The sequence below is a fragment of the Frateuria sp. genome (assembly GCF_035943815.1).
Lineage (GTDB): Bacteria > Pseudomonadota > Gammaproteobacteria > Xanthomonadales > Rhodanobacteraceae > Frateuria_A.
The window spans coordinates 130,020-154,918 of record NZ_DASZBU010000005.1; the positions used below are offsets into that span (position 1 = coordinate 130,020).

The 24,899-nt window shown below is 69.5% G+C and carries 21 protein-coding genes; 8 read left to right on the forward strand and 13 right to left on the reverse strand.

From position 1 onward, the window contains the following. Positions 1–28 precede the first annotated feature (28 nt). The 3 genes from VGU65_RS02255 to VGU65_RS02265 form a co-directional block, all read right to left on the reverse strand. Entirely contained in the window at positions 29–2,179 is a 2,151-nt protein-coding gene (locus VGU65_RS02255) for an LTA synthase family protein (RefSeq protein WP_327472537.1), read from the reverse strand. A gap of 92 nt (positions 2,180–2,271) precedes the next feature. After that, entirely contained in the window at positions 2,272–3,504 is a 1,233-nt protein-coding gene (locus VGU65_RS02260) for a multifunctional CCA addition/repair protein (RefSeq protein WP_327472538.1), read from the reverse strand. Between the two features lie 2 nt (positions 3,505–3,506). Continuing rightward, positions 3,507–5,567 carry a transglycosylase SLT domain-containing protein gene (locus VGU65_RS02265; protein WP_327472539.1) on the reverse strand — a complete coding sequence of 687 codons (2,061 nt, stop codon included), beginning with the start codon at positions 5,565–5,567 and terminating at the stop codon, positions 3,507–3,509. An 88-nt stretch (positions 5,568–5,655) separates the two neighbouring features. Between VGU65_RS02265 and VGU65_RS02270 the strand changes: the two genes are divergently transcribed. Next, positions 5,656–7,239 (forward strand): glycoside hydrolase family 17 protein, encoded by a 1,584-nt coding sequence (locus VGU65_RS02270; RefSeq protein WP_327472540.1) that lies wholly within the window; start codon positions 5,656–5,658, stop codon positions 7,237–7,239. Here VGU65_RS02270 and VGU65_RS02275 read toward each other — a convergent pair. The 5 genes from VGU65_RS02275 to VGU65_RS02295 form a co-directional block, all read right to left on the reverse strand. Then, positions 7,153–7,566 carry a hypothetical protein gene (locus VGU65_RS02275; protein WP_327472541.1) on the reverse strand — a complete coding sequence of 138 codons (414 nt, stop codon included), beginning with the start codon at positions 7,564–7,566 and terminating at the stop codon, positions 7,153–7,155. The two genes, VGU65_RS02270 and VGU65_RS02275, sit on opposite strands and share 87 nt — an antisense overlap. Beyond that, on the reverse strand, positions 7,563–8,369 hold the full coding sequence (locus tag VGU65_RS02280) for an endonuclease/exonuclease/phosphatase family protein (protein ID WP_327472542.1): 807 nt from the start codon (positions 8,367–8,369) through the stop codon (positions 7,563–7,565). Before VGU65_RS02280 ends, VGU65_RS02275 begins: the two co-directional genes overlap by 4 nt. Positions 8,370–8,452: 83 nt before the next feature. Continuing rightward, positions 8,453–9,106 carry a thiol:disulfide interchange protein DsbA/DsbL gene (locus VGU65_RS02285; protein ID WP_327472543.1) on the reverse strand — a complete coding sequence of 218 codons (654 nt, stop codon included), beginning with the start codon at positions 9,104–9,106 and terminating at the stop codon, positions 8,453–8,455. 189 nt (positions 9,107–9,295) lie between these two features. After that, entirely contained in the window at positions 9,296–10,177 is an 882-nt protein-coding gene (locus VGU65_RS02290) for a thiol:disulfide interchange protein DsbA/DsbL (RefSeq protein ID WP_327472544.1), read from the reverse strand. A gap of 70 nt (positions 10,178–10,247) precedes the next feature. Next, positions 10,248–11,117: a c-type cytochrome gene (locus VGU65_RS02295; protein WP_327472545.1), complete on the reverse strand. Its 870-nt coding sequence runs from the start codon at positions 11,115–11,117 to the stop codon at positions 10,248–10,250. 116 nt (positions 11,118–11,233) lie between these two features. Between VGU65_RS02295 and yihA the strand changes: the two genes are divergently transcribed. Continuing rightward, entirely contained in the window at positions 11,234–11,866 is a 633-nt protein-coding gene (yihA, locus tag VGU65_RS02300) for a ribosome biogenesis GTP-binding protein YihA/YsxC (RefSeq protein ID WP_327472546.1), read from the forward strand. A gap of 36 nt (positions 11,867–11,902) precedes the next feature. On the opposite strand, the gene msrC is transcribed toward yihA, so the two are convergent. Beyond that, the gene (msrC, locus tag VGU65_RS02305; RefSeq protein ID WP_327472547.1) at positions 11,903–12,391 is read right to left on the reverse strand and encodes a free L-methionine (R)-S-oxide reductase MsrC; all 489 of its coding nucleotides are present in this window, start codon (positions 12,389–12,391) and stop codon (positions 11,903–11,905) included. Between the two features lie 209 nt (positions 12,392–12,600). On the opposite strand from msrC, the gene bioD reads away from it, so the two are divergent. The 3 genes from bioD (at position 12,601) to dcp (ending at position 16,041) form a co-directional block, all read left to right on the forward strand. Continuing rightward, on the forward strand, positions 12,601–13,287 hold the full coding sequence (bioD, locus tag VGU65_RS02310; RefSeq protein ID WP_327472548.1) for a dethiobiotin synthase: 687 nt from the start codon (positions 12,601–12,603) through the stop codon (positions 13,285–13,287). 89 nt (positions 13,288–13,376) lie between these two features. Beyond that, positions 13,377–13,727 (forward strand): hypothetical protein, encoded by a 351-nt coding sequence (locus tag VGU65_RS02315; protein WP_327472549.1) that lies wholly within the window; start codon positions 13,377–13,379, stop codon positions 13,725–13,727. A gap of 112 nt (positions 13,728–13,839) precedes the next feature. After that, the gene (gene dcp / locus VGU65_RS02320) at positions 13,840–16,041 is read left to right on the forward strand and encodes a peptidyl-dipeptidase Dcp (RefSeq protein ID WP_327472550.1); all 2,202 of its coding nucleotides are present in this window, start codon (positions 13,840–13,842) and stop codon (positions 16,039–16,041) included. 66 nt (positions 16,042–16,107) lie between these two features. On the opposite strand, the gene VGU65_RS02325 is transcribed toward dcp, so the two are convergent. The 4 genes from VGU65_RS02325 to trxA form a co-directional block, all read right to left on the reverse strand. Continuing rightward, positions 16,108–17,475, reverse strand: a complete 1,368-nt coding sequence (locus tag VGU65_RS02325) for a glutamate--cysteine ligase (protein WP_327472551.1) — start codon at positions 17,473–17,475, stop codon at positions 16,108–16,110. Positions 17,476–17,625: 150 nt separating this feature from the next. Next, positions 17,626–18,465: an ankyrin repeat domain-containing protein gene (locus tag VGU65_RS02330; RefSeq protein WP_327472552.1), complete on the reverse strand. Its 840-nt coding sequence runs from the start codon at positions 18,463–18,465 to the stop codon at positions 17,626–17,628. Between the two features lie 13 nt (positions 18,466–18,478). Then, complete coding sequence (gene rho / locus VGU65_RS02335; RefSeq protein WP_327472553.1) at positions 18,479–20,263, reverse strand: transcription termination factor Rho; 1,785 nt, start codon at positions 20,261–20,263, stop codon at positions 18,479–18,481. A 162-nt stretch (positions 20,264–20,425) separates the two neighbouring features. Then, on the reverse strand, positions 20,426–20,752 hold the full coding sequence (gene trxA / locus VGU65_RS02340) for a thioredoxin TrxA (protein WP_524537784.1): 327 nt from the start codon (positions 20,750–20,752) through the stop codon (positions 20,426–20,428). A 433-nt stretch (positions 20,753–21,185) separates the two neighbouring features. Here trxA and VGU65_RS02345 point away from each other — a divergent pair, with 433 nt between their 5' ends. The 3 genes from VGU65_RS02345 (at position 21,186) to ftsX (ending at position 24,792) form a co-directional block, all read left to right on the forward strand. Continuing rightward, positions 21,186–22,895 (forward strand): ATP-dependent RNA helicase RhlB, encoded by a 1,710-nt coding sequence (locus tag VGU65_RS02345; RefSeq protein ID WP_327472554.1) that lies wholly within the window; start codon positions 21,186–21,188, stop codon positions 22,893–22,895. A 251-nt stretch (positions 22,896–23,146) separates the two neighbouring features. Beyond that, entirely contained in the window at positions 23,147–23,824 is a 678-nt protein-coding gene (gene ftsE, locus VGU65_RS02350) for a cell division ATP-binding protein FtsE (protein WP_327472555.1), read from the forward strand. Next, positions 23,821–24,792 carry a permease-like cell division protein FtsX gene (gene ftsX, locus VGU65_RS02355; protein ID WP_327472556.1) on the forward strand — a complete coding sequence of 324 codons (972 nt, stop codon included), beginning with the start codon at positions 23,821–23,823 and terminating at the stop codon, positions 24,790–24,792. Before ftsE ends, ftsX begins: the two co-directional genes overlap by 4 nt. The last annotated feature ends 107 nt before the right edge of the window (positions 24,793–24,899 follow it).

Below are 24,899 nucleotides of genomic sequence, written 5' to 3' on the forward strand. Positions count from 1 at the left end.
GCGGGGCAGGCCTCGCCAGGGCTCGCCCTCAGTGCGCCGCCGCACTCCCTGCCACCGCCGGCTGCACCGGCGTGCTGTCTTCCGGTCGCCGGACCAGCTTGCCTTCCTTGAACAGCTCCGCCGCCACCTGGTAGTACGCCGTGGCGTCGTCGGCATCGGCCGCGTTGCGCTCCCTCGCCGGCACGGCGTCGCCGCTGGCGAAGTCCGGGTGGAACTGCTCGACCTTCTTCTGCGGCTCCAGGATCGTCAGCAGATCTCCGCGGAGGTAGCCGAGCTTCTCGTAGGTGGCCGGGAAGGCGCGCTCGCGCCCGGACTGGAGCTGGAAAATGTCGTAGCCGAAGAAGCGACTGCGATAACTGAAGTTGAGCAGACCGAGCAAAGTGGGCGGAATATCGATCTGGCTCATGAAGCGGTCCACTCGCCGCGGCGCTATGTGCTTGGGTGCGTAGATCCACAGCGGGATATGGTAGCGGTTGATCGGGATGCGGGCCTTGCCGGCGCTGGACGCGTCGTGGTCGGCGGTGATCACGAACACGGTGTCGTCGAAGTAGGGCTTGCCGCGGGCGCGCTTGATGAAGTCCGCGATCGACCAGTCGGTATAGGCCACCGCGCCAGCTCGCGAGCCTTGCGGGAAATCGACGCGGCCGGCCGGGAAGGTGTAGGGCCGGTGGTTGGAGGTCGTCATGATGTGCAGGAAGAACGGCTTGCCCTCACCGTGGATCTTGTCCATCTGGCCCAGCGCCAGCGTGTAGAGATCCTCGTCCGCCACGCCCCAGACGTTCTCGTGGTGGATGGTCGCGTCCTTGGGGATGTCCTTGCGGTCCACCGCGACATAGCCGTTGTGGCCGAAGAAGTAATTCATGTTGTCGAAGTAGCCGTAGCCGCCGTAGACGAACTCCGACACGTAGCCGCGATCGTTGAAGATGTCCGCCAGAGAGAACAGGTTCTCGTTGTGCTTCATCTTGAGCACCGAGTCGCCGGGCGTGGGCGGGATCGACAGCGACAGCGCTTCCAGCCCACGCACGGTGCGCGTGCCGTTGGCGTAGAGCTTGTCGAAGAACAGGCTCTGGTCGGCCAGCGCATCCAGGTTCGGAGTGAGCTTCTGGGTGTTGCCGAAACGGCCCAGGTAGTCGGCCGACAGGCTCTCCACGCTGATCAGCACCACGTTGAGATGTTTCTCCGGCCCGGCGTGCACGATGGCGCGGGTGAGGTCGGTAGGATCGTCGCTCAGGTAGTGCGCCTCGGGCGTGGCCAGGTCCGCCCGCACGCGCGCGAAGGCATCCGCATCGGGCAGCGTGCGGTAGAAGCGCGCGTAGTCCAGGTGGTTGCTGCGGAACGCGGCAAAGAACTGGTAGACGCCGTTGCCAGCCAGCTCGTTGACGTAGGTGTTGCCGGTGCGGTCCTTCAGCGCACCGTTGACGCCGATCACCGAGGCCACGGTCAGCACCAGCCAGCCCAGCGCCACCGCGCTGCGGCCGCCGAAGCGGCTGCCGCTGTCGCGCGCGCGCAGGCCGCGTACGCTCAGCCACAGGATAGCCAGCGCCAGTGCGCCGATCAGCGCTATCCACAGGCCCACCGGATAAGACTCGCGGATATTGCCGATCACCTCGGTGGTGTAGACCAGGTAATCCACTGCGATGAAGTTGAAGCGCACGCCGAATTCGTTCCAGAACACCAGCTCCGAGGCGGCCACGAACAGCAGGCCGAAGATCGTCGCCAGGTACAGCACGTACAACGCGACGCGCCCGCTGGCGCGGTTGTAGGCGAGCGCGGGCAGCGGCAGCAGGTAGAGGAACAGGAGCGCCAGCGGCCGGATGTCCGAAGCGCTCACGCGCCACAGCGCATGCAGCCCCAGCCAGCACAGGCCATAGGCCGCCACCAGCATCAGCAGCCAGCCCAGCCAGCGCAGCGGCGTGCGGACCCAGGCCCGGTCGGTCGGCGCAATCCACAGGAACAGCAGCAGCGGCCAGGCGACGTAGAGCAGGGTCACCAGGTCGTAGCAGGCGCCGATGCCGAACGCATAAAGCCAGTACAGCGGGTTGAGCGGCACGCCGCTGCCGCTCATCGCCAGCAGCACGATGCGCGTGGCCACGCCGAGCAGCAGGTAGGTCGCGCCCAGCCACCACAGCGGTCGGAAGCGCTGGCGCAGCGGTCGGTCGGGCGTGGCGGACAAGAACATGGCAACCCTTTGGAAAGACAAGATGCAGCCTGCCTTTATACATGGCGGCGCTTGGCCGCGGCTTAGAAACCTGGCGCCCCGCGCGGCGGAGTTCAGCCCCGCGCCGGTCGTGGCAATGCGGCGATCGCCGCGGTGCGCGCTTTCTCCATCGCCGCTCCGATGGCCGGGCCGGTCAGGCCGCGTGCCAGGAACTCGGCGGCACCCACGCGTGCCGCGACGTCCCGCGCTGCGCGCAGGAAGGCGGCCTGCGGATACGCCGCTTCGGCGCATCCCAGGCGGCCGCGCTTGTCCGCCTCGCACACGGCCAGGAACGAATCCAGGCGCCGCGGACGGCGCAGCGCGTCCAGCGTCGTCAGCAGCCGCAGGACGGTGGCCGGCCGCAGCTCGAGCGCGCGGTGCGCATTGAGGTGTTCGCGGCAAGCCAGTTCGGCCAGCGCCGCATGCTCGGCCGGCACCTTCAGGCGCGTGGCGAGCGCACGCAGCGGCGCCACGCCGGCATGCTCGTGGCCGATATGGCCGGGCAGCACGTCGGTCGGGGTGAGCGCCTTGCCCAGGTCGTGGCAGAGCGCACCGAAGCCGACCAGGTCGTCGCCGGGGGCCAGCCGGGCGGCCATGTCCAGCACCAGCTCGAGGTGCGTGCCGGTATCGATCTCCGGATGGAATTCGGCGCGCTGCGGCACGCCGTAAAGTGCGTCGATCTCGGGGAACAGCACCGCCAACGCACCGGCCTCGCGCAGCACGCGCAGGAACGCCGAGGGCTGTGCCTCGCCCAGCGCGCGGCGGGTCTCGGCCCACACGCGCTCGGGCACAAGGTGGTCGACCTCGCCGTTGGCGACCATGGCGCGCATCAGCGCCATGGTTTCATCGGCCACGGCGAAACCCAGCGGCTCGAAGCGCGCGGCGAAGCGCGCCACCCGCAGCAGACGTACCGGGTCCTCGACGAAGGCGGGCGAGACGTGCCGCAGCGCGCGGCGCTCGATGTCGCGCTGGCCGTGGAACGGATCGACCAGCGCGCCGTGTTCGTCCTGCGCGATGGCGTTGATGGTGAGGTCGCGCCGGGCCAGGTCTTCTTCCAGCGTCACGCCCGGATCGGCGTGGAAGGCGAAGCCGTGGTAGCCGTGGCCGGTCTTGCGCTCGGTGCGCGCCAGCGCGTATTCCTCGCCGCTGTCTGGGTGCAGGAACACCGGGAAATCCTTGCCTACCGGCCGGAAGCCCCGCGCCAGCATTTCCTGCGGCGTGGCGCCCACCACCACGTGGTCGTGGTCCACCACTGGCCGGCCCAGCAACCGGTCGCGCACCGCGCCGCCCACCAGGTAGCTGCGCATGTTCAGCGCACCGTGCCCGTGCCGGCGACCGCGCTGGACGCTGCGGCGGGTGCCGGCGTGGCGGGGCAGGCCACGTCCTTGCGTGGCGTATGGATGTCCGGAAGGCTGTACGGCTGGCCGATCGGCGGCATCCGCGAGGCCAGCGGCAAGGCCTTGCCGGACAGACGCCAGTCGTAGATCACCGAGAAGGCCATCACGCGCGCCACGTAGTCGCGGGTCTCGCGGTAAGGGATGGTCGCCACGAACAGGTCCGGCGGCAGCGTGCCGCGCGCGTCCAGCCACTGGTCGACCTTGTTTGGCCCGGCGTTGTAGGCGGCGCTGGCAAGCCACGGCGCGCCGTTGAAGCGAGCGGCCATCTGCGCCAGGTAGCGGGTGCCGAGCATGATGTTGACCACCGGGTCATACAGCGAATCGCCGCCGCTCCAGCCGAGCCCGTACTGCTTGGCCACCCGTGCGGCGGTGGCCGGGACCAGCTGCATCAGGCCGCGCGCGTCGGCGCCCGAGCGCGCGTCGCTCACCCACGCGCTCTCGGCGCGGGCGATGGCGTAGGCCCAGGACGGGTCGATGCCGGCCTGCTGGGCTTGCGGCACCACGCCGTCGGGGCTGGCCAGCGGGAAGCGCTGGTCGTAGTAGCGCAGCGCGATGCCGCTGGAGAAGGTGAATACGGCGCGGTCGTACCAGCCTTGTGCATAGGCCAGTCTCGCGGCGGCGCGCAGGGTCGCCGCGTCCGCGCCGTCCAGCGCGCGCGACCACTCGCGGCGCGCCAGCCTGGGCAGGTCGACTGCGTACAGTTCGAACGCGCGCTGCAGGCCTGGATCGGCCTGCAGCACCTGCTCGCGCTGCGTATCGTCGGGCGGGCTGGCCGCGCAGATCGCATAGTCGCCCTGTGTGCGGTCGGCGGCGAGGAAACCGTAGTAGGTTGGTTCGCGCGCGAGCTCGGCATACAGCGCTTCCGCGGCGGCATCCTGGCCTGTCGCCGCCATTGCGCGGGCGCGGAAATAGCGCCACTCGTCCTGGCCCTGCTGGCTCGCGGGCATCGCGTCGATGGCGGCCAGCACGGCGCTCCAGTCCTGCCGGGCCAGCGCCACGCGGGCGCGCCATTCACGGCTGGCCTCGGTCTGCGCGGCGGCAGGCAGGGCGGCCAGGCGATCGAGTGCGTGCTCGTCGAAATCGGTGGCGTGATAGAGCGCCAGCGCGTACATCACCCCGTCGCGCTGCGACGGCATGAAGGCGAAACGCGCCTGCAACCGCTGCCATGCGGTATCGGCTGCGGAGGTATCACGGCGCGCAAGGCGCTGCAGCGCAAGCGCTGCAGCCTGGCGCTGGCGGGGCGTATCGGGCCAGTTCACCGCATCGGCCACCGCCGCGGCCGGATCGCGCAGCGCCTGCGCCAGGCGCGCGGCGGCCTTGCCTTCCTCCGCCGGCAGCCATGCGGCCAGCGCCGCGACGGTGCCGCCCTGGCCGGCATCGACCGCACGGTCGATGCGCGTCCACAGGCGCGCATCGGTGAGCAGGCCGGCCGCGTGCGCGGCGTCGATCACCGGGTCGCAGGCGTCGGGCAGGCTGGGCTTGGCCCACAGCGTGGCGAGGTCGCGCTGGAAGTCGAGCGTGCCGCCCTGCGCCAGCTTCGCCTGCAGCGCGTCGCAGGCGAGCGTGTCGCCCAGGCCGCTCTGGTAGAGCGCCAGGAAGTCGTCCCAGTGCTGCTGGCGCGCCTGTTCCAGCAGCCAGGCGCGGCGCAGGTCGGCGGCCGGCAGCAGGTCGGGGTAGCGCTTGAGGAAGGCGGCGACGGTTGCGCGGTCGAGCGTGGCCGCGTCGTGCTCGAGCGCGGCTTCTTCCAGATAGGGATACAGCGGATAGCCGGCCAGCTTGCCGGCCCATGCGCGCCAGCCGTCGCCACCCTGCTGGGCGACCGCCCAGGCCTGCTTGAAGGCGATGCGCTGTTCGGCCAGCGAGGGCGCGGCGCTCGCCGTCGCCGCGAGGCCGAGCCAGGCGGTGAGCAGGGCAAACAGGAGATACGGCAACGGACGCCGCGCGCGCGCGGCCTGAAAGGTGTTCGAGATCATTGCGGCAAGTGTAGTAAGCGCGACCCGGACGTGCGTTAACCGGCGCTGCTGCTAAGCTCGCCGGTTTCGCTGCCGCGCCAGGAAGGGCATGTCGATCACGCCGTCGCTCCGCTCCCGTCCGCATTGGCCCGTTTGGGCCGTGCTCGCGCTGGCGGCAATCGCCGGGCTGGCGGGCTGGTGGTGGATGGGCCGGCCGGTGGCCTTGCCGGATGCGCCCTCCTCGCGGATCGCCTGCGTGTCCTATGCACCGTACCGCCGGCCGGGCGAGACGCCCTACGACGCAGCCACCTTCATCAGCCCCGAGCGTATCGACGCCGATCTGGGCGCGCTGTCGCAGCGCTTCGATTGCGTGCGGACCTACGCGCAAGGACAGGGCTTGGCTGCCGTGCCGGCCATCGCACAGCGCCATGGCATGCAGGTGCTGATGGGCATCTGGCTCGGCCGCGACCTCGAGGCCAACGCGCGCGAGGTCGCGATGGGCATCGCCACGGCGAAGGCGCATCCGCAGGCGCTGCGCGGGGTGATCGTGGGCAACGAGGTGCTGCTGCGCGGAGAGCTTTCGCCGCAGGCACTGGCCAGCTACGTGCGGCAGGTGCGCGCGGCGGTCCCGGCGTCGGTGCCGGTGAGCTATGCGGACGTGTGGGAGTTCTGGCTGCGCTACCCGCAGATGGCCGAAGCGGTCGATTACCTGACCATCCACATCCTGCCCTACTGGGAGGACGAGCCGGTGCCGCCGGAGCACGCCGTGCGTCACGTGGCCGAGGTCTATGCGCGCATGCAGCAGGCGTTTCCCGGCAAGCGGGTGATGGTCGGCGAGACCGGCTGGCCCAGTGCCGGCCGCCCGCGCCGCGCGGCGCGGGCCACGCTGGTGAACGAGGCGCGCTACCTGCGCCAGTTCCTGGCCTACGCCGTAACCGTGCAGATGCCCTACAACGTGATCGAGGCCTTCGACCAGCCATGGAAGCGCATGCAGGAAGGCACCGTGGGGGGCTACTGGGGCATCTTTGACGTGGGCGCGCGGCCGAAATTTCCGATGACCGGCCCGGTGGTGGAGGAACCCCGCTGGTGGTGGGGCTGGCTGGCCGGAGCGCTGGGCGCGGTGGCGTTCGCCATGGCCGCGCGCGAGCGCGGACGCGGCCTGTATGCGTCGCTGCTGGCCGGCTTCGCCACGGGCGCGGCGCTGGCCTGGCAGGGACGGCAGATGGCCTACGCCTGCCGCGACCTGTTCGAATGGAGCGTTTCGGTTGCCGCCTGCCTGGCCGCGCTCGCCACCGCGGCGTGGCTGGCGCGCGGCATCGCGCGCCGCCTGGCCGGCATGGACGAGGGCGTCTCGCCGCCGGCGTGGTTGCGGTTGGGCTGGCTGTTCGGGCTGGCCTGGTACGGCCTGCTGATGGTGTTCGATGGGCGCTACCGCGACTTCCCGCTGGGCTTGTTCGCGCTGCCCTGCGTGGGCTACGCGCTGTCCGGCTGGTTGTCCGCGGCGCCGGCGATGCCGCCGGCGGAGCACCGCCTGCTGGCCTGCACCCTGCCCGTGCTCGGCACGCTGGTGGTGGTGCAGGAGGCGGGGCTGAACCTCACCGCCTGGTTATGGCTGGGGTTGAACCTCGCCCTCGCCCTGCCGGTGCTGCTCGCCTGGCGTGAAGTCGCCGGCCTGCGCACGCAGCAGGCGTAATGCGCCGACCAGCAGCGCGAACGCGCCGGCCTCGAAGCAGTACAGCACCAGCGCGGCGAAGCCCAGCGCGGCGGCCAGCCAGGCCGCCAGCGGATGGCGCGCGACCAGCGCGACGAAGGCTGCAGTGAGCGCCGCGTAGCCGTAGCCGTAGCTCAGGAAACCCAGCACCGCCCACTGCCGCCAGGCGCACCAGCCCGGGCCGCCGTCGGCGCCGCACAGGTGCGCCACCGATGCCGGCTCGATCACTCCGTAGCGCAGCGTGGCGGCCGCCAGCGCGACCAGCGCGATGGCGAACCAGGGCAGGGTCAGACGCAGCGTGCGGCTCATCGGCGCAACCGTTGGGCGCGTGGCGCCAGTGTGGCCGGCAGGCGGATCTCGGCCGCCAGCGGCAAGTGGTCGGAGAACGCCTGCGGCAGCGCCCACACGCGTTCGAGCTGCAGCGATTCGGAAAGCAGGATGTGGTCCAGCGCCCGGCGCGGCTTCCAGCTGGGAAAGGTCGGCGTGGGCTGCGTCGGCGGCTGCAGCGCGCAGCGCGCGAACAGGTGGCGCATCTCGGCGCTGCTCGCCTCGGTGTTGAGGTCGCCCATCAGCACCACGTTGGGGTATTCGTGCAGCACTTCGGCGATGAAGGCGAGCTGGCGCGCGCGCGCCTGCGCCGAGAGCGAGAGGTGGGCGATCATCACGGTCAGAGCCTCGGCTTCGGCGCCGTAGCGCACCAGCAGCGCGCCGCGGCCGGGAATGCGGCTGGGCAGCGGGTAGTCGTAGACGCTGTGCGGTTCCATCCGGCTGATAAGGCCGTTGGCCGAGTGCGCCAGGCGCGCCATCGGCCGGTTCGGCTGGTGGCTCCAGAACGGCAGGCCGGAGGCCTCAGCCAGATAGCGGGTCTGGTTGAGGAAGCCCGAGCGCAGGCTGCCGGCATCGGCTTCCTGCAGGCCGATCACGTCGAACTGGGGCAGTACCTCGGCCAGGCGGTCGAGGTTGTCCAGCTTGCTGCGTCCGGGCAGCACCGCGTTGATGCTGCGGGTGACGTATTCGCTGTAGCGCTGCACGCTGGCGCCGGCCAGGATGTTGCAGCTGAGCAGGCGCAGGCGGCGTTCGGAGGCGGCTGGGTCGGTGGCGGCTCGGGTCATCGAGGTGCGGCGGTCGGAACCTTGGGCGGCGATGCGCGGAGCATCGCCTGCCGTGCGTGAACGCGAGGCTGCGAGGCCGTGGCCTACTTGCCCGCCAGCTCGCGCTTGGCCAGCCACTGGGTGAGGTCCACCAGTTCCTGCAGGGACTTCACGTGCGAGGTCGTGCGGTACTTGCCGTCGACCACCAAGGTCGGGGTGCCGTCGATCTGCCATTTCTGCAGCAGCGCGAAATCCTTCTTCAGCTGCTCGGTGGCCTCGGGCGAGGTGGCGATGCGCATGAACTGGGCGCGGTCCACGCCGTGACTGGCGTAGAAGTCGGCCAACTCGTCCAGCGTGTTGATCGGGTAGTGCTGGTCGAACTTGGCCTGGAACAGCTGCAGGTGCGTACGCTCGACCACGCCCAGCTTGTCGGCGGCGTAGTAGGCGCGCGCGTACGGCAGCCATTCCTCGTTGAAGGGCGCCGGCATCAGCTTGAACACCACGCCCTTGGGCAGCGACTTGCGCAGCTGCTCGGCCAGCGGCGCGAAGTGCGCGCAGTGGATGCAGCCGTAGGAGAACACCTCGACCACCTCGACCTTGCCCTCGGGGCTGTAGCGCTCGTGCGGCGCGGGCAGGGTCACGTACTGGTCGCCCTCGGTGAACGGCGCCGGCGTCCCGGGCGCGGCGGTGCAGGCGCTGGCCAGCAGCAGGCCGCCGAGCACGGACAGCAGGCGCAGGCGGGCAAAGGGCTTGATCATGGGATTCTCCCTGAGGTGGATGTCGCCGGGCGGGGAGCGCGCCGCCCGTGTGCATGGCGTACCGGTGCCGCCATTGAACCACCAGCGGTCATGCGCCGTGATGCACGGGTCCCGGAAATCGCGCGTTGGACCACGCGAAGAAAGCCAAGTTTCCCAACGCCCGCCGCGTACTGCGAGCGGCTTGCCGGACTACTTGCCCGCCGCTTCCTTGGCCACCAGCCAGTTGGCCAGTTCGATCGCCTGCGGGTAGCCGCCGGCGCTGCTGACGTCGAAGCGGTACTTGCCGTCGACCACGATGGTCGGCGTGCCGGTGACGCCGTAGGCCTTGATCAGGTCGTCGGCGCGCTTCATCTGCGTGTTGATGCTGAAGGAGTTGGCGACCGCGACGAATTCCTTGGGGTCGGCGCCGTACTTGGCGTAGACCTTGGCGGCGTCCTCGATCGTGGGCAGCGCCTCGTGCGGCTTGAGGCCCGTGCCGGTGGGGTTCATCGCCGACAGTTCGCCGCTCTTCCACACCGCGTCGTACATCGCATCGTTGCCCTTGTCGGCCACGCCCAGGGCCTTGGCCGCGAAGTAGGCGCGCTGCAGCATCGGCCAGTTCTCCTGCGGGATGAACGAGGCCGGCAGGTAGGCCATCACCGCGTTGGCAGGGAGGCTCGCGGCGAGCTTCGCCACGATCGGGTGGAACTGGTTGCAGGCCGGGCAGCCGTAGGAGAACACCTCGGTCACCTCGATCTTGTCGGTGGAGGTGGCCTTGGGCTGGGCCGGCTCGATGCGGAAGTAGTTCTTGCCTTCCACCCACTTGCCGTCGTCGACGAATGGCTGTGCCGGCGGCGCGGCCGGTGCCGGCGACGCGGCAGCCGAGCTGCCGGCGCTGGCCGGCGCGCTGGCCGCGCCAGCCGGAGCCGCGCTGCCCGCGGCGCTGGCCGTGGGTGCCGGGGTGGTGGCGGGCGCCGTCGCGGCCGTGCTGCTGGCGGTCGGCGCCGTCGGCGCGCTGCCGTTGTCGCTGCCGTGGCTGCAGGCGGCTAGCGCGAGCAGGGCGGCACACAGGATCGGCAGGCGCTTGAACATGGCGGACCTCGGGCTGGGCAGTGGCTTCAAGACGGACACGCCGGCTTGTGGGCCGGCGTGTGGGGAGCGATCAGGGCGTGGCCGGCTTGGCGGCCGCGTCGTCGGCCGTGTGCAGGCCCTCGACGTAGCTGGCCAGCGCGGCGATGTCCTTGTCGTCCAGCTTCTTGGCGATCGACGGCATGATCTTGGCCTGCGCGTCGTCGCCCCAGGTGGTGCCGTCGTGCCAGGACTTGAGCGTCTTCTCGACGTACTGCGCGTGCTGGCTGGTCAGCTGCGGATAGGCCGCGCCCGGATTGCCGCGGCCGTCGATGCTGTGGCACGCCATGCAGGCGGGGATGCCGCGGTCGGTGTCACCCTGCCGGAACAGCTTCTCGCCCTGCTCGACCAGCGCGGCGTCGGCCACGCCCGGCAGCGACCGCTTGCTGGCGAAATAGGCGCCCAGGTCGTGCATGTCCTGCTCCGAGAGCGGCGCGGCCATGCCCATCATGATCGGGTTCTGCCGCTGGGCCGCCTTGAAGTGGGTCAGCTGGCGGACGATGTAGGCCTCGTTCTGGCCGGCCAGCTTGGGGTACTGCGCGTCGGAGGAGTTGCCGTCCATGCCGTGGCAGGCGCCGCAGGCGGCGGCCTTGCCCTGGCCGGCGGCGGCGTCACCGGCCTTCACCGCGGCGGTGGCTTCGGCCGGCGCGGCCGGCTGCGCGGCGGAGGCGGCCGCGGTCGGCGTGGCGGCGGCCTGCTGGCCGTTGTTGGCCGGCGCCGGTGCGGTGCTGCTGACGGCCGGCGTGCCGGCGGGGCTGCTCTGCTTGGCACCGGCCGCGGTGGCGGGCGCGCGCGTCGCAGGCTTGGCCTCCTGCGCCACGACCACGCTCACCGAAAGCGCGAACACGAGGGCGACCATGCCCTTCAAGGCAGCAGGCCGGAAACCGGCGGACCGAAAACTCATACACTTGTCTCCCGAAAGACCGCTCACATCCGCCGCGAACCGCTGCCAACATGGCCCGCGGCAGGCAGAAACCGCGGGATTATCCCCGCGCCCACGCATCCGGGTCAAACCGTTCCATGTCCAATCCCCTCAACGGCGCACAGTTCTTGCTGGCCGCCCATCGCATCAGCCAGCTGCCGGCCGACCGCGGCGCGGAGGTGGCCTTCGCCGGCCGCTCCAACGCCGGCAAGTCCAGCGCGCTCAATACGCTGACCGGGCACAAGGGGCTGGCGCGCACCTCCAAGACGCCGGGCCGCACCCAGCAGATGGTCGCCTTTTCGCTGCCGCCGCTGGCGCAGGGCGAGGACGAGGCGCCGCTGGAAGCACGGCTGATCGACCTGCCCGGCTACGGCTACGCCAAGGTGCCCGAGGAACTGCGCGAACACTGGAAACAGGAGATCGACGCCTACCTGCACCGCCGCCAGAGCCTGCGCGGCGTGGTGCTGATCGCCGACATCCGCCACGAGCTGAAGGAATTCGACCGCCTGATGCTCCGCTTCTGCTTCGAGACCGGATTGCCCTGCCATCTGTTGATGACCAAGGCGGACAAGCTCTCGCGCAGCCAGGCGATGCAGGCGCTCACCGCGGTGCGCAAAGGTTTCGCCGACGGCATGCAGGCGACCGCGCAGGTGTTTTCCTCGGCCGACGGCACCGGCGTGGAGCCGGCGCGCGAAGCGGTGCTCAGGCTGCTGCGCACACCGCGCGGCTGACCTTCCGCCCGCGGCAATGGCCGGGACGCGGGCGGTTCAACCCAGCGATGCCATGAACACCGCGCACAGGGCCGCCATGCCGGCACGATCGTCTTCGTCGAAGCGGCCCACGCGCGGGCTGTCCACGTCCCACACGCCCAGCAGCGAGCCGTCGGCCTTCACCAGCGGCACCACGATTTCCGACTGTGAATCCGCATCGCAGGCGATGTGGCCATCGAATGCGTTGACGTCGTACACCAACTGGATCTGGCGCGTCTGCGCCGCGGTGCCGCACACGCCGCGGCCCAGCGCGATGCGCACGCAGGCCGGCTTGCCCTGGAACGGTCCCACGACCAACTCGGTGCCATCGAACAGGTAGAAGCCGGCCCAGTTGAGATCGGGCAGGCTGTGGAACACCAGCGCGCTGAAGTTGGCCGCGTTGGCGATCAGGTCGCACTCGCCCGCGAGCAGGCCGCGCGCCTGGCTGGCGAGCTCCGCGTAGTGTTCGCGCTTGCTGGCGAAGGTGCTCGTAGGCAGATGGAACATGGCACGGCTTCCGGCGGCAAAGCCCTTATTATGCGCCGCAATAACAAGGGGGCGGAGAGGAAGCATGAGCCTGACCGAACAGCGCGAAGGGAGCGAAGCCGGCCGGCTGGACATGCTGGGGACGCGTGGGGCCTGCCGGGCATGCTCTACAGCCTTATGTTCCTGATCGGGCCGCTTACCGCGCGCTTTCGCCGGCGCCAGGCACGCGCATGAGCAGGGGACTGTTTGTCGCCGGCACCGATACCGGCATCGGCAAGACCCACGCGGCCTGCACGCTGATCCACGCACTGCGCGCGCACTATCCGCGCGTGTGCGGCATGAAGCCGGTGGCGAGCGGCTGCCTGCAGACGCCCGAGGGCCTGCGCAACGAGGACGCACTCGCGCTGCAGGCGGCCGGCAGCAGCGCGCTGCCGTACGCGGCGATCAACCCGGTGGCGCTGCGCGAGCCGCTCTCGCCGCACCTGGCGGCGCGACTGGAGGGTGTCACCATCGAACTGGCGCCGTTGCGCGCGGCGTTCGATGCGCTGCGCGCGAGCCACGACGCCGTGGTGGTCGAAGGCGTCGGCGGCTGGATGGTGCCGCTTTCACCGGGCCTGCTGGCCTCGGCCATTCCGCAGCAATGGGACCTGCCGGTGGTGCTGGTGGTGGGCCTGCGACTGGGCTGCCTAAACCACGCCCTGCTGAGCGCGCGGGCGATCCTGGCCGACGGCTGCCGCCTGGCCGGCTGGATCGGCAACCGCATCGATCCGGCGATGGCGGCGGTGCAGGACAACCTGGAAACCCTGCGCGAGTCGTTGCCGGCGCCCTGCCTGGGTGTGCTGCCGCATGGCGCGGATCCGGCGCAGGCGGCCGCGCGGCTCGATCTGACGCCGCTGTTCCAGCATTCTTCCGGCTGAGCGGCTCTGGCATGGCGAGGCCGTCCGCATGGCAGCGGCTTCACGCGCCGCATGCTTCGATCCACCATTGGGTCACTCCAGGACTACGCATGAGCAACCGCAACCACTACTACCTGTCCATCGACGACATCCGGCATGCGCGCGGTGCCGACCCGGCCCTCGCCTGGCAGGGTGCCAACCCTGCCGATCTGGCCGCTGCGCTGCAGGAGGCCCTGCGTGGCACCGGCCTGTTCGAGCGCTGGCGCGCGCAGCAGCCGGATCCGGACGCGGTCGACATGAGCCAGGCCGCCACCGATCCGCAGGCGCATGCCAGCGCCAAGGTGTCCGATCTGCACGTCGACCTGGACCTGGTCACCGACCTGCCTATGCGCGTGGTGCGCCAGCGGCTGGAATGGCTGATCGGCTCGGGCTGGAAGCTGCGCGACATGCGTGCGGCCTGAGCAGGCGTGGGTGTGGTTCGACTTCCAGCCCTTGGAAGTCCCGCCCCAGTGTGGTTAGAGTCGATCGCTTGACTCATCCGTTCCGCACCGCGGACCACTCTTGGGAAACCCGATGCCCCGTCTTCGCTTGCTCGTGATCGCCACTTCGATCGCCATGGCCGCCTGTTCGCATTCGTCCAACCAAGCCAACCCGTCCACGCCCGCCCCCGCCGCGAGTACGCCGGCCGCCGGCGCCAGCACCGCCGAGGCGAACACCGCCAACCCGTTCTTCGCCGTCAGCACGCTGCCGTTCCAGGCGCCGCCGTTTGACAAGATCAAGGAAGGCGACTACCAGCCGGCGATCGAGGAGGGCATGCGCCAGCACCTGGCCGAGATCGAGAAGATCGCCGACAACCCCGAGGCGCCGACCTTCGAGAACACCTTCGTTGCGATGGAGAAGGCCGGCGCGCTGCTCAAGCGCGCGATGCTCGCCTTCGATGCGGTGACCGGCGCCAACACCTCCGACGCACTGCAGAAGGTGCAGGAAGAGGAGGCGCCCAAGCTCGCCGCGCACCAGGACGCGATCTACCTCAATCCCAAGCTGTTCCAGCGCATCCAGGCGATCTACGACCAGCGCGACAAGCTGGGCCTGGATGCCGAATCGCTGCGCCTGGTCGAGGTCACCTACAAGGACTTCGTGCACAACGGCGCCAAGCTGTCCGATGCGGACAAGGCCAAGCTGAAGGACCTCAACAAGGAAGAGTCCACCCTCAGCACGCAGTTCACCAACAAGCTGCTGGCCGCGACCAAGAACGGCGCGCTGGTGGTCGATGACAAGGCCAAGCTCGCCGGCCTTTCCGATGGCGCACTCGCCGCCGCGGCCAAGGATGCCCAGGGCCGCCATCTCGACGGCAAGTGGCTCGTGCCGCTGCAGAACACCACCCAGCAGCCGGCGCTGCAGGACCTCAGCGATCGCGGCACCCGCGAGGCGCTGTTCAAGGCCTCGTGGGACCGCGCCGAAAAGGGCGACGCCAACGACACCCGCGCCACCATCGAGCGCCTCGCGCAGATCCGCGCGACCCAGGCCAAGCTGCTGGGCTACCCGACCTACGCGGCCTGGAAGCTCGAGGACCAGATGGCCAAGACGCCGGACACGGCGATCTCCTTCATGCAGGACCTGGTGCCCGCCGCCACCGGCCGCGCCCAGCGCGAGGCCAAGGACATCCAGGACGTGATCGACGCCCAGCACGGCGGCTTCAAGCTCGCCGCGTGGGACTGGCAGCACTACGCCGAGCAGGTGCGCAAGGCCAAGTACGACCTGGACGAAAACCAGATCAAGCCCTATTTCGAGCTGGACAACGTGCTGCAGAACGGCGTGTTCTATGCGGCCAACCGGCTCTACGGGCTGACCTTCAAGGAGCGCCACGACATCCCGGTCTACCAGCCGGACGTGCGCGTGTTCGAGGTGTTCGACAAGGACGGCACCTCGATGGCGCTGTTCTACTGCGACTACTTCAAGCGCGACAACAAGAACGGCGGCGCCTGGATGAGCAACCTGGTCGAGCAGTCCACGCTGCTGGGCACCAAGCCGGTGGTCTACAACGTGGCCAACTTCACCAAGCCGGCGCCGGGGCAGCCCGCGCTGCTGTCCTTCGACGACGTGACCACGATGTTCCACGAGTTCGGCCACGCGCTGCACGGCATGTTCGCGGACACCAAGTACCCCTCGCTGTCCGGCGCCAACACCGCGCGCGACTTCGTCGAGTTCCCCTCGCAGTTCAACGAGCACTGGGCGACCGATCCGAAGGTGTTCGCGCACTACGCGATCAACTACAAGACGCACGAGCCCATGCCGCAGGCGCTGGTCGACAAGATCAAGCAGGCGCGCAACTTCAACAAGGGCTACGACATGACCGAGCTGGTCGCCGCCGCGCTCCTGGACATGGGTTGGCACACCCTGCCGGCCGATGCCCCCAAGCAGGACGCCGACCAGTTCGAGAAGGACACGCTGACCAGGGACAAGATCAACCTGCCCTACGTGCCGCCGCGCTACCGCTCCAGCTACTTCCAGCACATCTGGGGCAACGGCTACGCCGCCGGCTACTACGCCTACCTGTGGACGCAGATGCTGGCCGACGACGGCTTCGAGTGGTTCAAGGAGCACGGTGGCCTGACCCGCGCCAACGGCGACCGCTTCCGCCAGATGGTGCTCTCGCGTGGCAACACCGAGGACCTGGCCAGGATGTACAAGGACTGGCGCGGCAAGGATCCGAGCGTCGAGCCGATGCTGATCGACCGCGGGCTCAAGGAAGCGCCCAAGGGCAACGAGAAGTGAGCGAAAGGGCCGGCGCAAGCCGGCCCTCTTGTTTTGGGCTCCCTCCGAGGAGGAGGGAGCAGAGCCTCAGTACGCGAACTCGCGGAACAGCGGATCCACGCTGCCGTTCCAGGGACCATGGAACAATTCCAGCTTGCGTTCGGCCGGAGTCTGGTTGGCTTCGACGATCTCGATCATCGGTTCGAGGAAGATGCCTTCGTCGGCACCGTTCTTGTTGAGCCGTGCGCGGCGCTTGAGCCCGTGGGAGGCGATCTTCAAGGTTTCGCGGGCCAGGTCGCGTACCGACCCGCGGCGGAACGGCAGCTTCAGCGCCTGCCTGGGCACGCCATCGCGCAATGCGTGGCGCTCCTGCATCGAGAAGTCCTTGACCAGGTCCCAGGCCGCATCCAGCGCCTCGTCGTCGTAGAGCAGACCGACCCACAGCGCGGGCAGGGCGCACAGGCGGTTCCACGGGCCGCCGTCGGCGCCGCGCATTTCCAGGTACTGCTTTAGGCGCACCTCGGGGAAGGCGGTGGTCAGGTGGTCGGCCCAATCCTTCATCGTGGCGCGGGTGCCGGGTACGGCTTCCAGCCGGCCGTCCAGGAAGCGCCGGAAATCCTGGCCGGACAGGTCGATGTAGCGCCCGCCCTGGTAGCTGAAGTACATCGGCACGCCGAGGATGTAGTCGACGTAGCGCTCGTAGCCGAAGCCCTCGTCGAACACGAAGTCGAGCATGCCGGTACGGTGCGGATCGGTGTCCGTCCACACCTGCGAGCGGTAGGAGAGGAAGCCGTTGGGCTGCCCTTCGGTGAACGGCGAATCGGCGAACAGCGCGGTGGCGATCGGCTGCAAGGCGAGGCTCGCGCGGAACTTCTTGACCATGTCGGCTTCACTGGAGAAATCCAGATTCACCTGCACGGTGCAGGTGCGCGTCATCATGTCCAGGCCCAGGTTGCCGACCTTGGGCATGTACTCGCGCATGATCTTGTAGCGGCCCTTGGGCATCCATGGCATCTCGTCGCGGCGCCATTTGGGCTGGAAGCCCATGCCGAGGAAGCCCAGGCCCAGGCCGTCGGCGATCGAGCGGACCTCCTCCAGATGCGCGTTCACCTCGCAACAGGTCTGGTGGATGGTCTCCAGCGGCGCGCCGGAAAGCTCCAGTTGCCCGGCCGGCTCCAGCGTGATGTTGGCCTTGCCGCGGGTCAGCGCCACCGGCGTCTCGCCCTCGCGGGCGATCTCCCAGCCGTAACGCGCCGCAATCCCTTCCAGCAGCGCGCGGATGCCGCGCTCGCCTTCGTATGTGGGCGGCCGAAGGTCATCCGTGCGGAAGCCGAATTTCTCGTGCTCGGTGCCGATGCGCCAGGCCTCGCGCGGCTTTTCGCCGGCGGCGAGATAGTCGACCAGTTGCTGGCGGCTTTCGATCGGCGTGCTCTTTACGGCACTGGGTATGGACACAGGTGGTGCCTTGCTGGGAGGGGAGCGGCCACTATGGGGTCGCACAGGGCCACGAAAAGGGGGCCGGCCGAAATAGTGTACGCCGGGGTTCTGGATGGCGTCCGTGAAATGTCGAGTCCGCTGTGGCGGACACGCTGCTGGACGGCCCCGCTACTCAGCGGGACAGCGCAAGCGCACCGCCAGCCGGTCAGGCAGCCCGGCGCGCTTGCCCAGCACGGCCAGCGATCGAGCCTGACCGTGGAGGTGGGCGCGCTGGTCGAAGTGGCACGAGGTCGCGCCGTGATCCAGTAGCAGCGCCACCATAGCGGCGTTGCCTTGAAGGGTGGCGTCGGTCAGCAGGTCGACCACGTTTGGCGCTGTCGGTTGCATGAGTGCGTCGGCGCCCTGCCTGAGGAGCATGCCGACCATGGCCTGATCGCCGCAGCTCACCGCGGCCACCAGCGCCGGGCCGGAGGTTTGCGCATGCTCGCCCGGGTCATGTTGCTGGTGGGCGAGGGCCTGCAACTGCGGCGACAGCGCATCCGTGAGGAAGGCGCTCCGGTAGGCGGGGAGCCAGGCGGTCTGATTGATGGCCGCACCATCGCGCAGCAGCGCTGAAGCTTCGGCTTGCCGACCGGCATACACTGCGGTAAGCATCGCCGCCTGTCGCCATCGCGGCTGGTCGGCCGCGGGCAGCCGGCGCAGGCTCGACCGTACCCTGGACAAGCGGCCATCGATGGCGTCGACCAGCAGTTGTGCGATCTGCGGCGATACATCCATTGCGCCGTGCAGATACGCCTGGCGTCCCGCCTGGGTTGCCTCGCGGCAAGGCTCGGGTGCCACGGGCAGGTCGGCTGCATGCAGCAGGGGAGCAGCCAGCAATCCCAGGACCAGCAAGACGGCGCGACCGGGCATCCGTGCGTCTCCGTTGAGAGAGGTCGATTCCAACGGAAGTTCGATCGAGCCGCAAGCGCCCATGAAAAAAGCCGGCACAGGGCCGGCCTTTTTCACGGGCGTCGCGCATTCAGCGCTTCATCGAGTTGAAGAACTCGTCGTTGGTCTTGGTGTTCTTCATCTTGTCGAGCATGAACTCCATCGCCGCCAGCTCGTCCATCGGGTGCAGCAGCTTGCGCAGGATCCAGATTTTCGCGAGGAGATCAGGATCGATCAGCAGGTCTTCGCGGCGGGTGCCGGAACGGTTGATGTCGATCGCCGGGTAGACGCGCTTCTCGGAGATGCGGCGGGACAGGTGCACTTCCATGTTGCCGGTGCCCTTGAACTCCTCGTAGATCACCTCGTCCATCTTGCTGCCGGTGTCGGTCAGCGCGGTGGCGATGATGGTCAGCGAGCCGCCTTCCTCGACGTTGCGCGCGGCGCCGAAGAAGCGCTTGGGCCGCTGCAGCGCGTTGGCGTCGACGCCGCCGGTCAGGACCTTGCCGGAGCTCGGCACCACCGTGTTGTAGGCGCGCGCCAGGCGGGTGATCGAGTCGAGCAGGATCACCACGTCGCGCTTGTGCTCGACCAGGCGCTTGGCCCGCTCGATCACCATCTCGGCGACTTGCACGTGGCGGACAGCGGGCTCGTCGAACGTGGAGCTGATGACCTCGGCGCGCACCGTGCGGGCGATCTCGGTCACCTCCTCCGGGCGCTCGTCGATCAGCAGCATGATCAGGTGCACGTCGGGGTGGTTGTACTGGATCGACTGGGCGATGTTCTGCAGCATCATCGTCTTGCCGGACTTGGGCTGCGAGACGATCAGGCCGCGCTGGCCGCGGCCGATCGGCGCGACCAGGTCCAGGATGCGGCCGGTGATGTCCTCGGTCGAACCGTTGCCGCGCTCGAGATGGAACGCCTTGCGCGGGAACAGCGGCGTCAGGTTCTCGAACAGCATCTTGTTCTTCGACGCCTCCGGCGGGTCGCCGTTGATGTCGTCGACCTTGAGCATCGCGAAGTAGCGCTCGCCTTCCTTCGGATGGCGCACGCGCCCGGTGATGTAGTCACCGGTGCGCAGGTTGAAGCGGCGGATCTGGCTGGGACTTACGTAGATGTCGTCCGGGCCGGCCAGGTAGGACTCGTCCGCCGAACGCAGGAAACCGAAACCGTCCTGCAGGATCTCCAGCACGCCCTCGGCCCAGATGCCGCCGCCTGAGCGGGCGTGGGCCTTGAGGATGTTGAAGACCACGTCCTGCTTGCGGGCGCGCGCCACGCCTTCCTGCACGCCCAGCGATTCGGCGAACTCCAGCAACTGGATCGCGTTCTTGCGCTTGAGCTCGGTGAGGTTGATCAGGCGGTCGCTGCTGCCGGCGTCGGCGTTCTCGTCGTCCTCGGGCAGGCCGCGCGGGTTGTTGCGGTTGGGCTGCCCCTGGTTGCCGCCGCCCTGGCCACCGCCTTGTCCCCCTTGGGGGCGCTGGCCACGCTCGTGGCGGCGCCGGCGGCCACGGCCGTCGCGCTCGTTGCGGTCATTGCGGCGCTCGTTGCCGGCATTGCCTTGCTGGCCGTTGCCGCCCTGGCCGCCCTCGCGCGATTCCTGCCCGGCCCGCTGGCCATGGTCGCCCGGTTCGATCGGCAGGTTGGCCTGCGCGGGTGCGGCGGACGGCGATGGAGCAGGGGCCGGAGCGGACGCCGCGGGCGGGGCCACTGGAGCGGGTGCGGGCGCAGGTGGTGCGGCAGCGACCGGCGCCGGGCTGGGTCCCGTGGCGGCGGCCTTGTCGGCGGCGGTTTTGCGCGGCGCGCGTGCGCGCGGCGCATCCGCGCTCTTGGGCTCGGCGCGCTTGGCGTCGGACGGGTCTTGGGTTTCGATATCGGACACGGGCAAACCTCGTTGGGGGCGCCGTTGAGGAAACAGGAGGGAGGACGAGCGTCGCGCGGTACGCGCGGGAGGGGCGAAGCGGACCGCCCCTTTCGGTCGTTCGGGGAATCTAGCACCCGCCGCGCGGCGCCGTAAAGCGCGCGCGGCAGGGGGAGGGAAGCTTCAGAGCGCCTTGTCGATCATCTGGGCGAGCTGGCCCTTGCTGACGGCGCCGATCTGGGTCGCCTCGACCTTGCCGTGCTTGAACACCATCAGCGTGGGAATGCCGCGCACGCCGTAGGTGCGGGGGGTCTTCTGGTTTTCGTCGATGTTCAGCTTGACGATGCGCAGCTTGCCCTCGTACTGCTTGGCCAGTTCGTCCAGCATGGGCGCGATGGCCTTGCACGGGCCGCACCACTCGGCCCAGAAATCGAGCAGGACAGGGGTGTCGGACTCGAGCACTTCCTTCTGGAAGGCATCGTCGTTGACGTGGGTGATCAGGTCGCTCACCAGGAACTCCGTGGGTTGCGTGGAAGGGGGCCGGGACCGTGCAACCGGCATCGGCTACGTGCATCGGCTACACTGAGGCGCCCATGTTGCGCGGGCTCCAACCGGAAGACTGCGGGGAATTGCCGTTGCGGCAGGCCTCCATTCCAGCGTAACTCGGGTCGCGATTCAAGCGATTCAAGGGCGGCGACGGAGGGTTCCGTTGTCATAGGCGAGCGGATCGGCCGCGCCGGCCCGTTCGCCTATGCCAGCGGGACCGTCGGTCGCGAGCCTTCACCGGCGGAGTTGAGCGACGGTGCGCGCGCCGGACCGGTCCCCATGAAGGATCGGCAGGGCGCACGCGCGGTCGGCCGCCCCGCAACCTTCAACCGTTCCGCGCCTGCCTGGCCGCGGAGCCGGGCCCGCTTCGTGGTCCGCACCCCACTTCGATGACTCCATGTCCCAAACCGTACTGACCGACACCTTCTTCACCAACTTCGACCTCCACCCGCTGCTGCAGCAAGGCCTCGCCGAGGCGGGCTTCACCCGCTGCACGCCGATCCAGGCGCTGACCCTGCCGGTGGCGCTGACCGGCCGCGACGTCGCCGGCCAGGCGCAGACCGGCACCGGCAAGACCTGCGCCTTCCTGGTCTCGCTGATGAACCGTCTGCTGACCCAGCCGGCGGTGGCCGAGCGCAAGGACTCCGACCCGCGCGCGCTGATCATCGCGCCCACCCGCGAGCTGGCCATCCAGATCGACAAGGACGCTCGCAACATCGGCCGCTACACGGGCCTGAAGACCGCCCTGATCTACGGCGGCGTCGACTACGACAAGCAGCGCCAGCAGCTCAAGGACGGCTGCGACATCATCATCGCCACGCCCGGCCGCCTGCTCGACTACTACAAGCAGCAGGTTTTCGGTTTCAACGGCGTCGAAGTGATGGTGGTCGACGAGGCCGACCGCATGTTCGACTTAGGCTTCATCAAGGACGTGCGCTTCATCTTCCGCCGCCTGCCGGCGCGCGAGCAGCGCCAGGTGCTGCTGTACTCGGCCACGCTCAGCCACCGCGTGCTGGAGCTCGCCTACGAGCACATGCACGAGGCCGAGAAGCTGGTGGTGGAAACCGACAACGTCACCGCCGACAAGGTGCGCCAGGTCGTCTACTTCCCGGCCAAGGAAGAGAAGATGCCGCTGCTGCTCAACCTGCTCGAGCGCGAAAAGCCCAGCCGAAGCATCGTCTTCGTCAACACCAAGGCCGCCGCCGAGCGCATCACCGAGCGGGTCAAGCGCCAGGGCTACCGCGTCGGCGCGCTGTCCGGCGACGTGCCGCAGCTCAAGCGCCAGAAGCTGCTGCAGCGTTTCCAGGACGGCCAGCTCGACATGCTGGTCTGCACCGACGTCGCCGCGCGCGGCCTGCACATCCCGGCGGTCAGCCACGTCTTCAACTACGACTTGCCGCAGGACGCCGAGGACTACGTCCACCGCATCGGCCGCACCGCGCGCCTGGGCGCCGAGGGCGACGCGGTGAGCTTCGCCTGCGACCTGTACGCGATGAGCCTGCCGGAGATCGAGGCCTACATCGGGCAGAAGATCCCGGTTGCGACGGTCGAGCCGGACATGCTGATCATGCCCAAGCCGCGCGAGGTCGACCCGCAATTCGCGGCGCAGGCGGCCGCCGACAGCGAGCAGTTCGGCGACAAGGTCGAGCCGCGCGGTGATGAGCGCAAGGGCCCACGCAGCGGTTCACGCCGGGGTGGGCGTGATGGCGAACGTGGTTCGCGCGAAGGCCGCGCGCCACGCCCGCCGCGTGCGGAGGGCGAAATCGCCGTGGCCGTGGCGATCGAGACGCAACCGGACGCGGTGGCCGCCGGTGCCGCCGCGCCGGCCGCTGGATCGGCGCGGGAAGGTGGCGAAGGCACGAACAAGCGTCGCCGTCGCCGTGGCGGCCGCGGTCGTCGCCGCGAGGGCGGCGAGAATGCAACGCCGCAGGTACAGGCCCCGACGGAAAACCGCACGCCGCACGGTGAGCGCAAGCCGCCGCGCGAACGCGCCGCGGTCGCACCGTCGCGGCCCTCGCGCCAGGTGGCGGTGCAGTCGGGCGTGAACGAACCGGCCAAGAAGCCGGGCTTTTTCCGCCGCCTCACGCGCCTGTTCACCGGCCGCTGAGCGCCTGGGTCCTGCTCCTTGGCCGGAGCGAAGGTGTCTCCGAAGGGCGCCTGAGGCAGTCGCGGTGAGCTCGATCCGAGCCACGCCTGGATGCGGCTTTGTCGCCAGAGCGGCCCTCATCCCACCCGATAGGGGTGAGGGCGCTTGCGCTATTCCGTGCAGGCGGAATCCGCTGTTCTTGGCCGCAAGCGCACAACCACCGCGGGCATCCCGTATCCTTACCGCTGGTGCGGGATAAGGGGCCAGATGCGGTGATCCGCTTCGACCAGGTGAGCAAACGCTACGAGGGCGGCCACGAGGCGCTCTCGCAATTGTCCTTCGAGGTGGCGGCCGGCGAGATGGCCTTCGTCACCGGCCACTCCGGCGCCGGCAAGAGCACCCTGCTCAAGCTGATTGCCCTGATCGAGCGGCCCTCGCATGGACAGATCGTGGTCGACGGGCAGGCCTTGGCCAAGGTCGGGCGCGGCGGCATCCCGAAGCTGCGCCGCCGCCTGGGCATGGTGTTCCAGGACCATCGCCTGCTTATGGACCGCACGGTATTCGCCAATGTCGAGCTGCCGCTGATGATCGGCGGGATCGCGCCGGCCGAGCGCAGCCGCCGCGTGCGCGCGGCGCTGGAGAAGGTCGATCTGTTGTCTTACGAGCGCCAGTTGCCCGGATCGCTCTCCACCGGCGAGCAGCAGCGCGTGGGCATCGCGCGCGCCATCGTGGCGCGCCCGGCGGTGCTGATCGCCGACGAACCGACCGGCAACCTCGATCCACAGCTGGCGGTCGAGATCATGGGGCTGTTCGCCGAGTTCCAGGAACTGGGTACCACCGTGCTGGTGGCCAGCCACGATCTGCCGCTGATCAAGCGCATGCACAAGCGCGTGGTGGTGCTCGACCACGGCCGGCTGGTCGCCGACATCGCGGCCGAGGAGGTGCTGTGAACGCGCCGGCCGTGACGGACAAGACCGCGCCGCGCAGCGAGCGCAGCCAGGCGCGCCGTTTCGGCGGCTGGCGCGAACACCACGGCTGGAGCGCGGTGGCGAGCCTGCGCCGGCTCGGTGCCCGCCCGCTCGGGACGCTGATGACCGTGGCCGTGCTGGGCCTTGCGCTGGCCTTGCCGCTGGCCTTCTACCTGCTGCTGGCCAATGTGCAGTCGATGGGCAACGCGCTGGGCCGCAATCCGGCGATCAGTGTATTCCTCAAGGCCGACCAGGCGGGCGCGCAGGCCAATCTGCTCGCCGGCGAGCTGCGCGGTCGCAGCGGTGTGGCCGCGGTGACCATCAAGACGCCGCAACAGGGTCTGGACGAGCTGGCCGCTCTGCAGGGCTTCTCCGGCGCGGTGCACGCGCTGGACGACGCCAATCCGTTGCCCTGGGTGCTGGTGGTGCAGCCCCAGGCCGGGCTGGATGCGGCGGCGGTCGACACGCTGGTCGAATCGCTGCGCAGCGAACATGCGGTCGACCAGGTGCAGGACAGCAGCCAGTGGCGGCAGCGGCTCGATGCGCTGCTGGGCGTGGGCCACCGCGTGGTGCTGGTGCTCGCCGGCCTGCTCGCGCTGGCGGCCTTGCTGGTGGTGGGCAACACCGTGCGTACCGACATCGCCAGCCGCAGCGAGGAGGTCGGAGTGCTGCTGCTGGTCGGCGCCAGCCGCGCCTTCGTGCGGCGACCCTATCTCTATGCCGGCATCTGGTACGGCCTGATCGGCGGCGTGCTGGCCTCGTTGCTGGCTTTGGCGATCGAACTGGTGCTGGCAGGCCCCGCCGCCGAGCTCGATCGTGCCTACGGCGGCGCGTTGAGGCTGGGCGCGCTGCCCTGGTGGCTGCTGCTGGCCGCGCCGCTGGCGGCGGCCGCGCTCGGCTGGCTCGGCGCCCGGCTGGTAAGTGCCTGGCAGCTACGCCAAGCGGCCTGATGGATCGTTGCGCGGGTGACCGCCTTCGCAACCGGCGCCGGCACGATGATGCAAGATAGCGCCGGCGTGCGCGCGGGGCGCACGATGGGGTATTCGATGTGGATGGG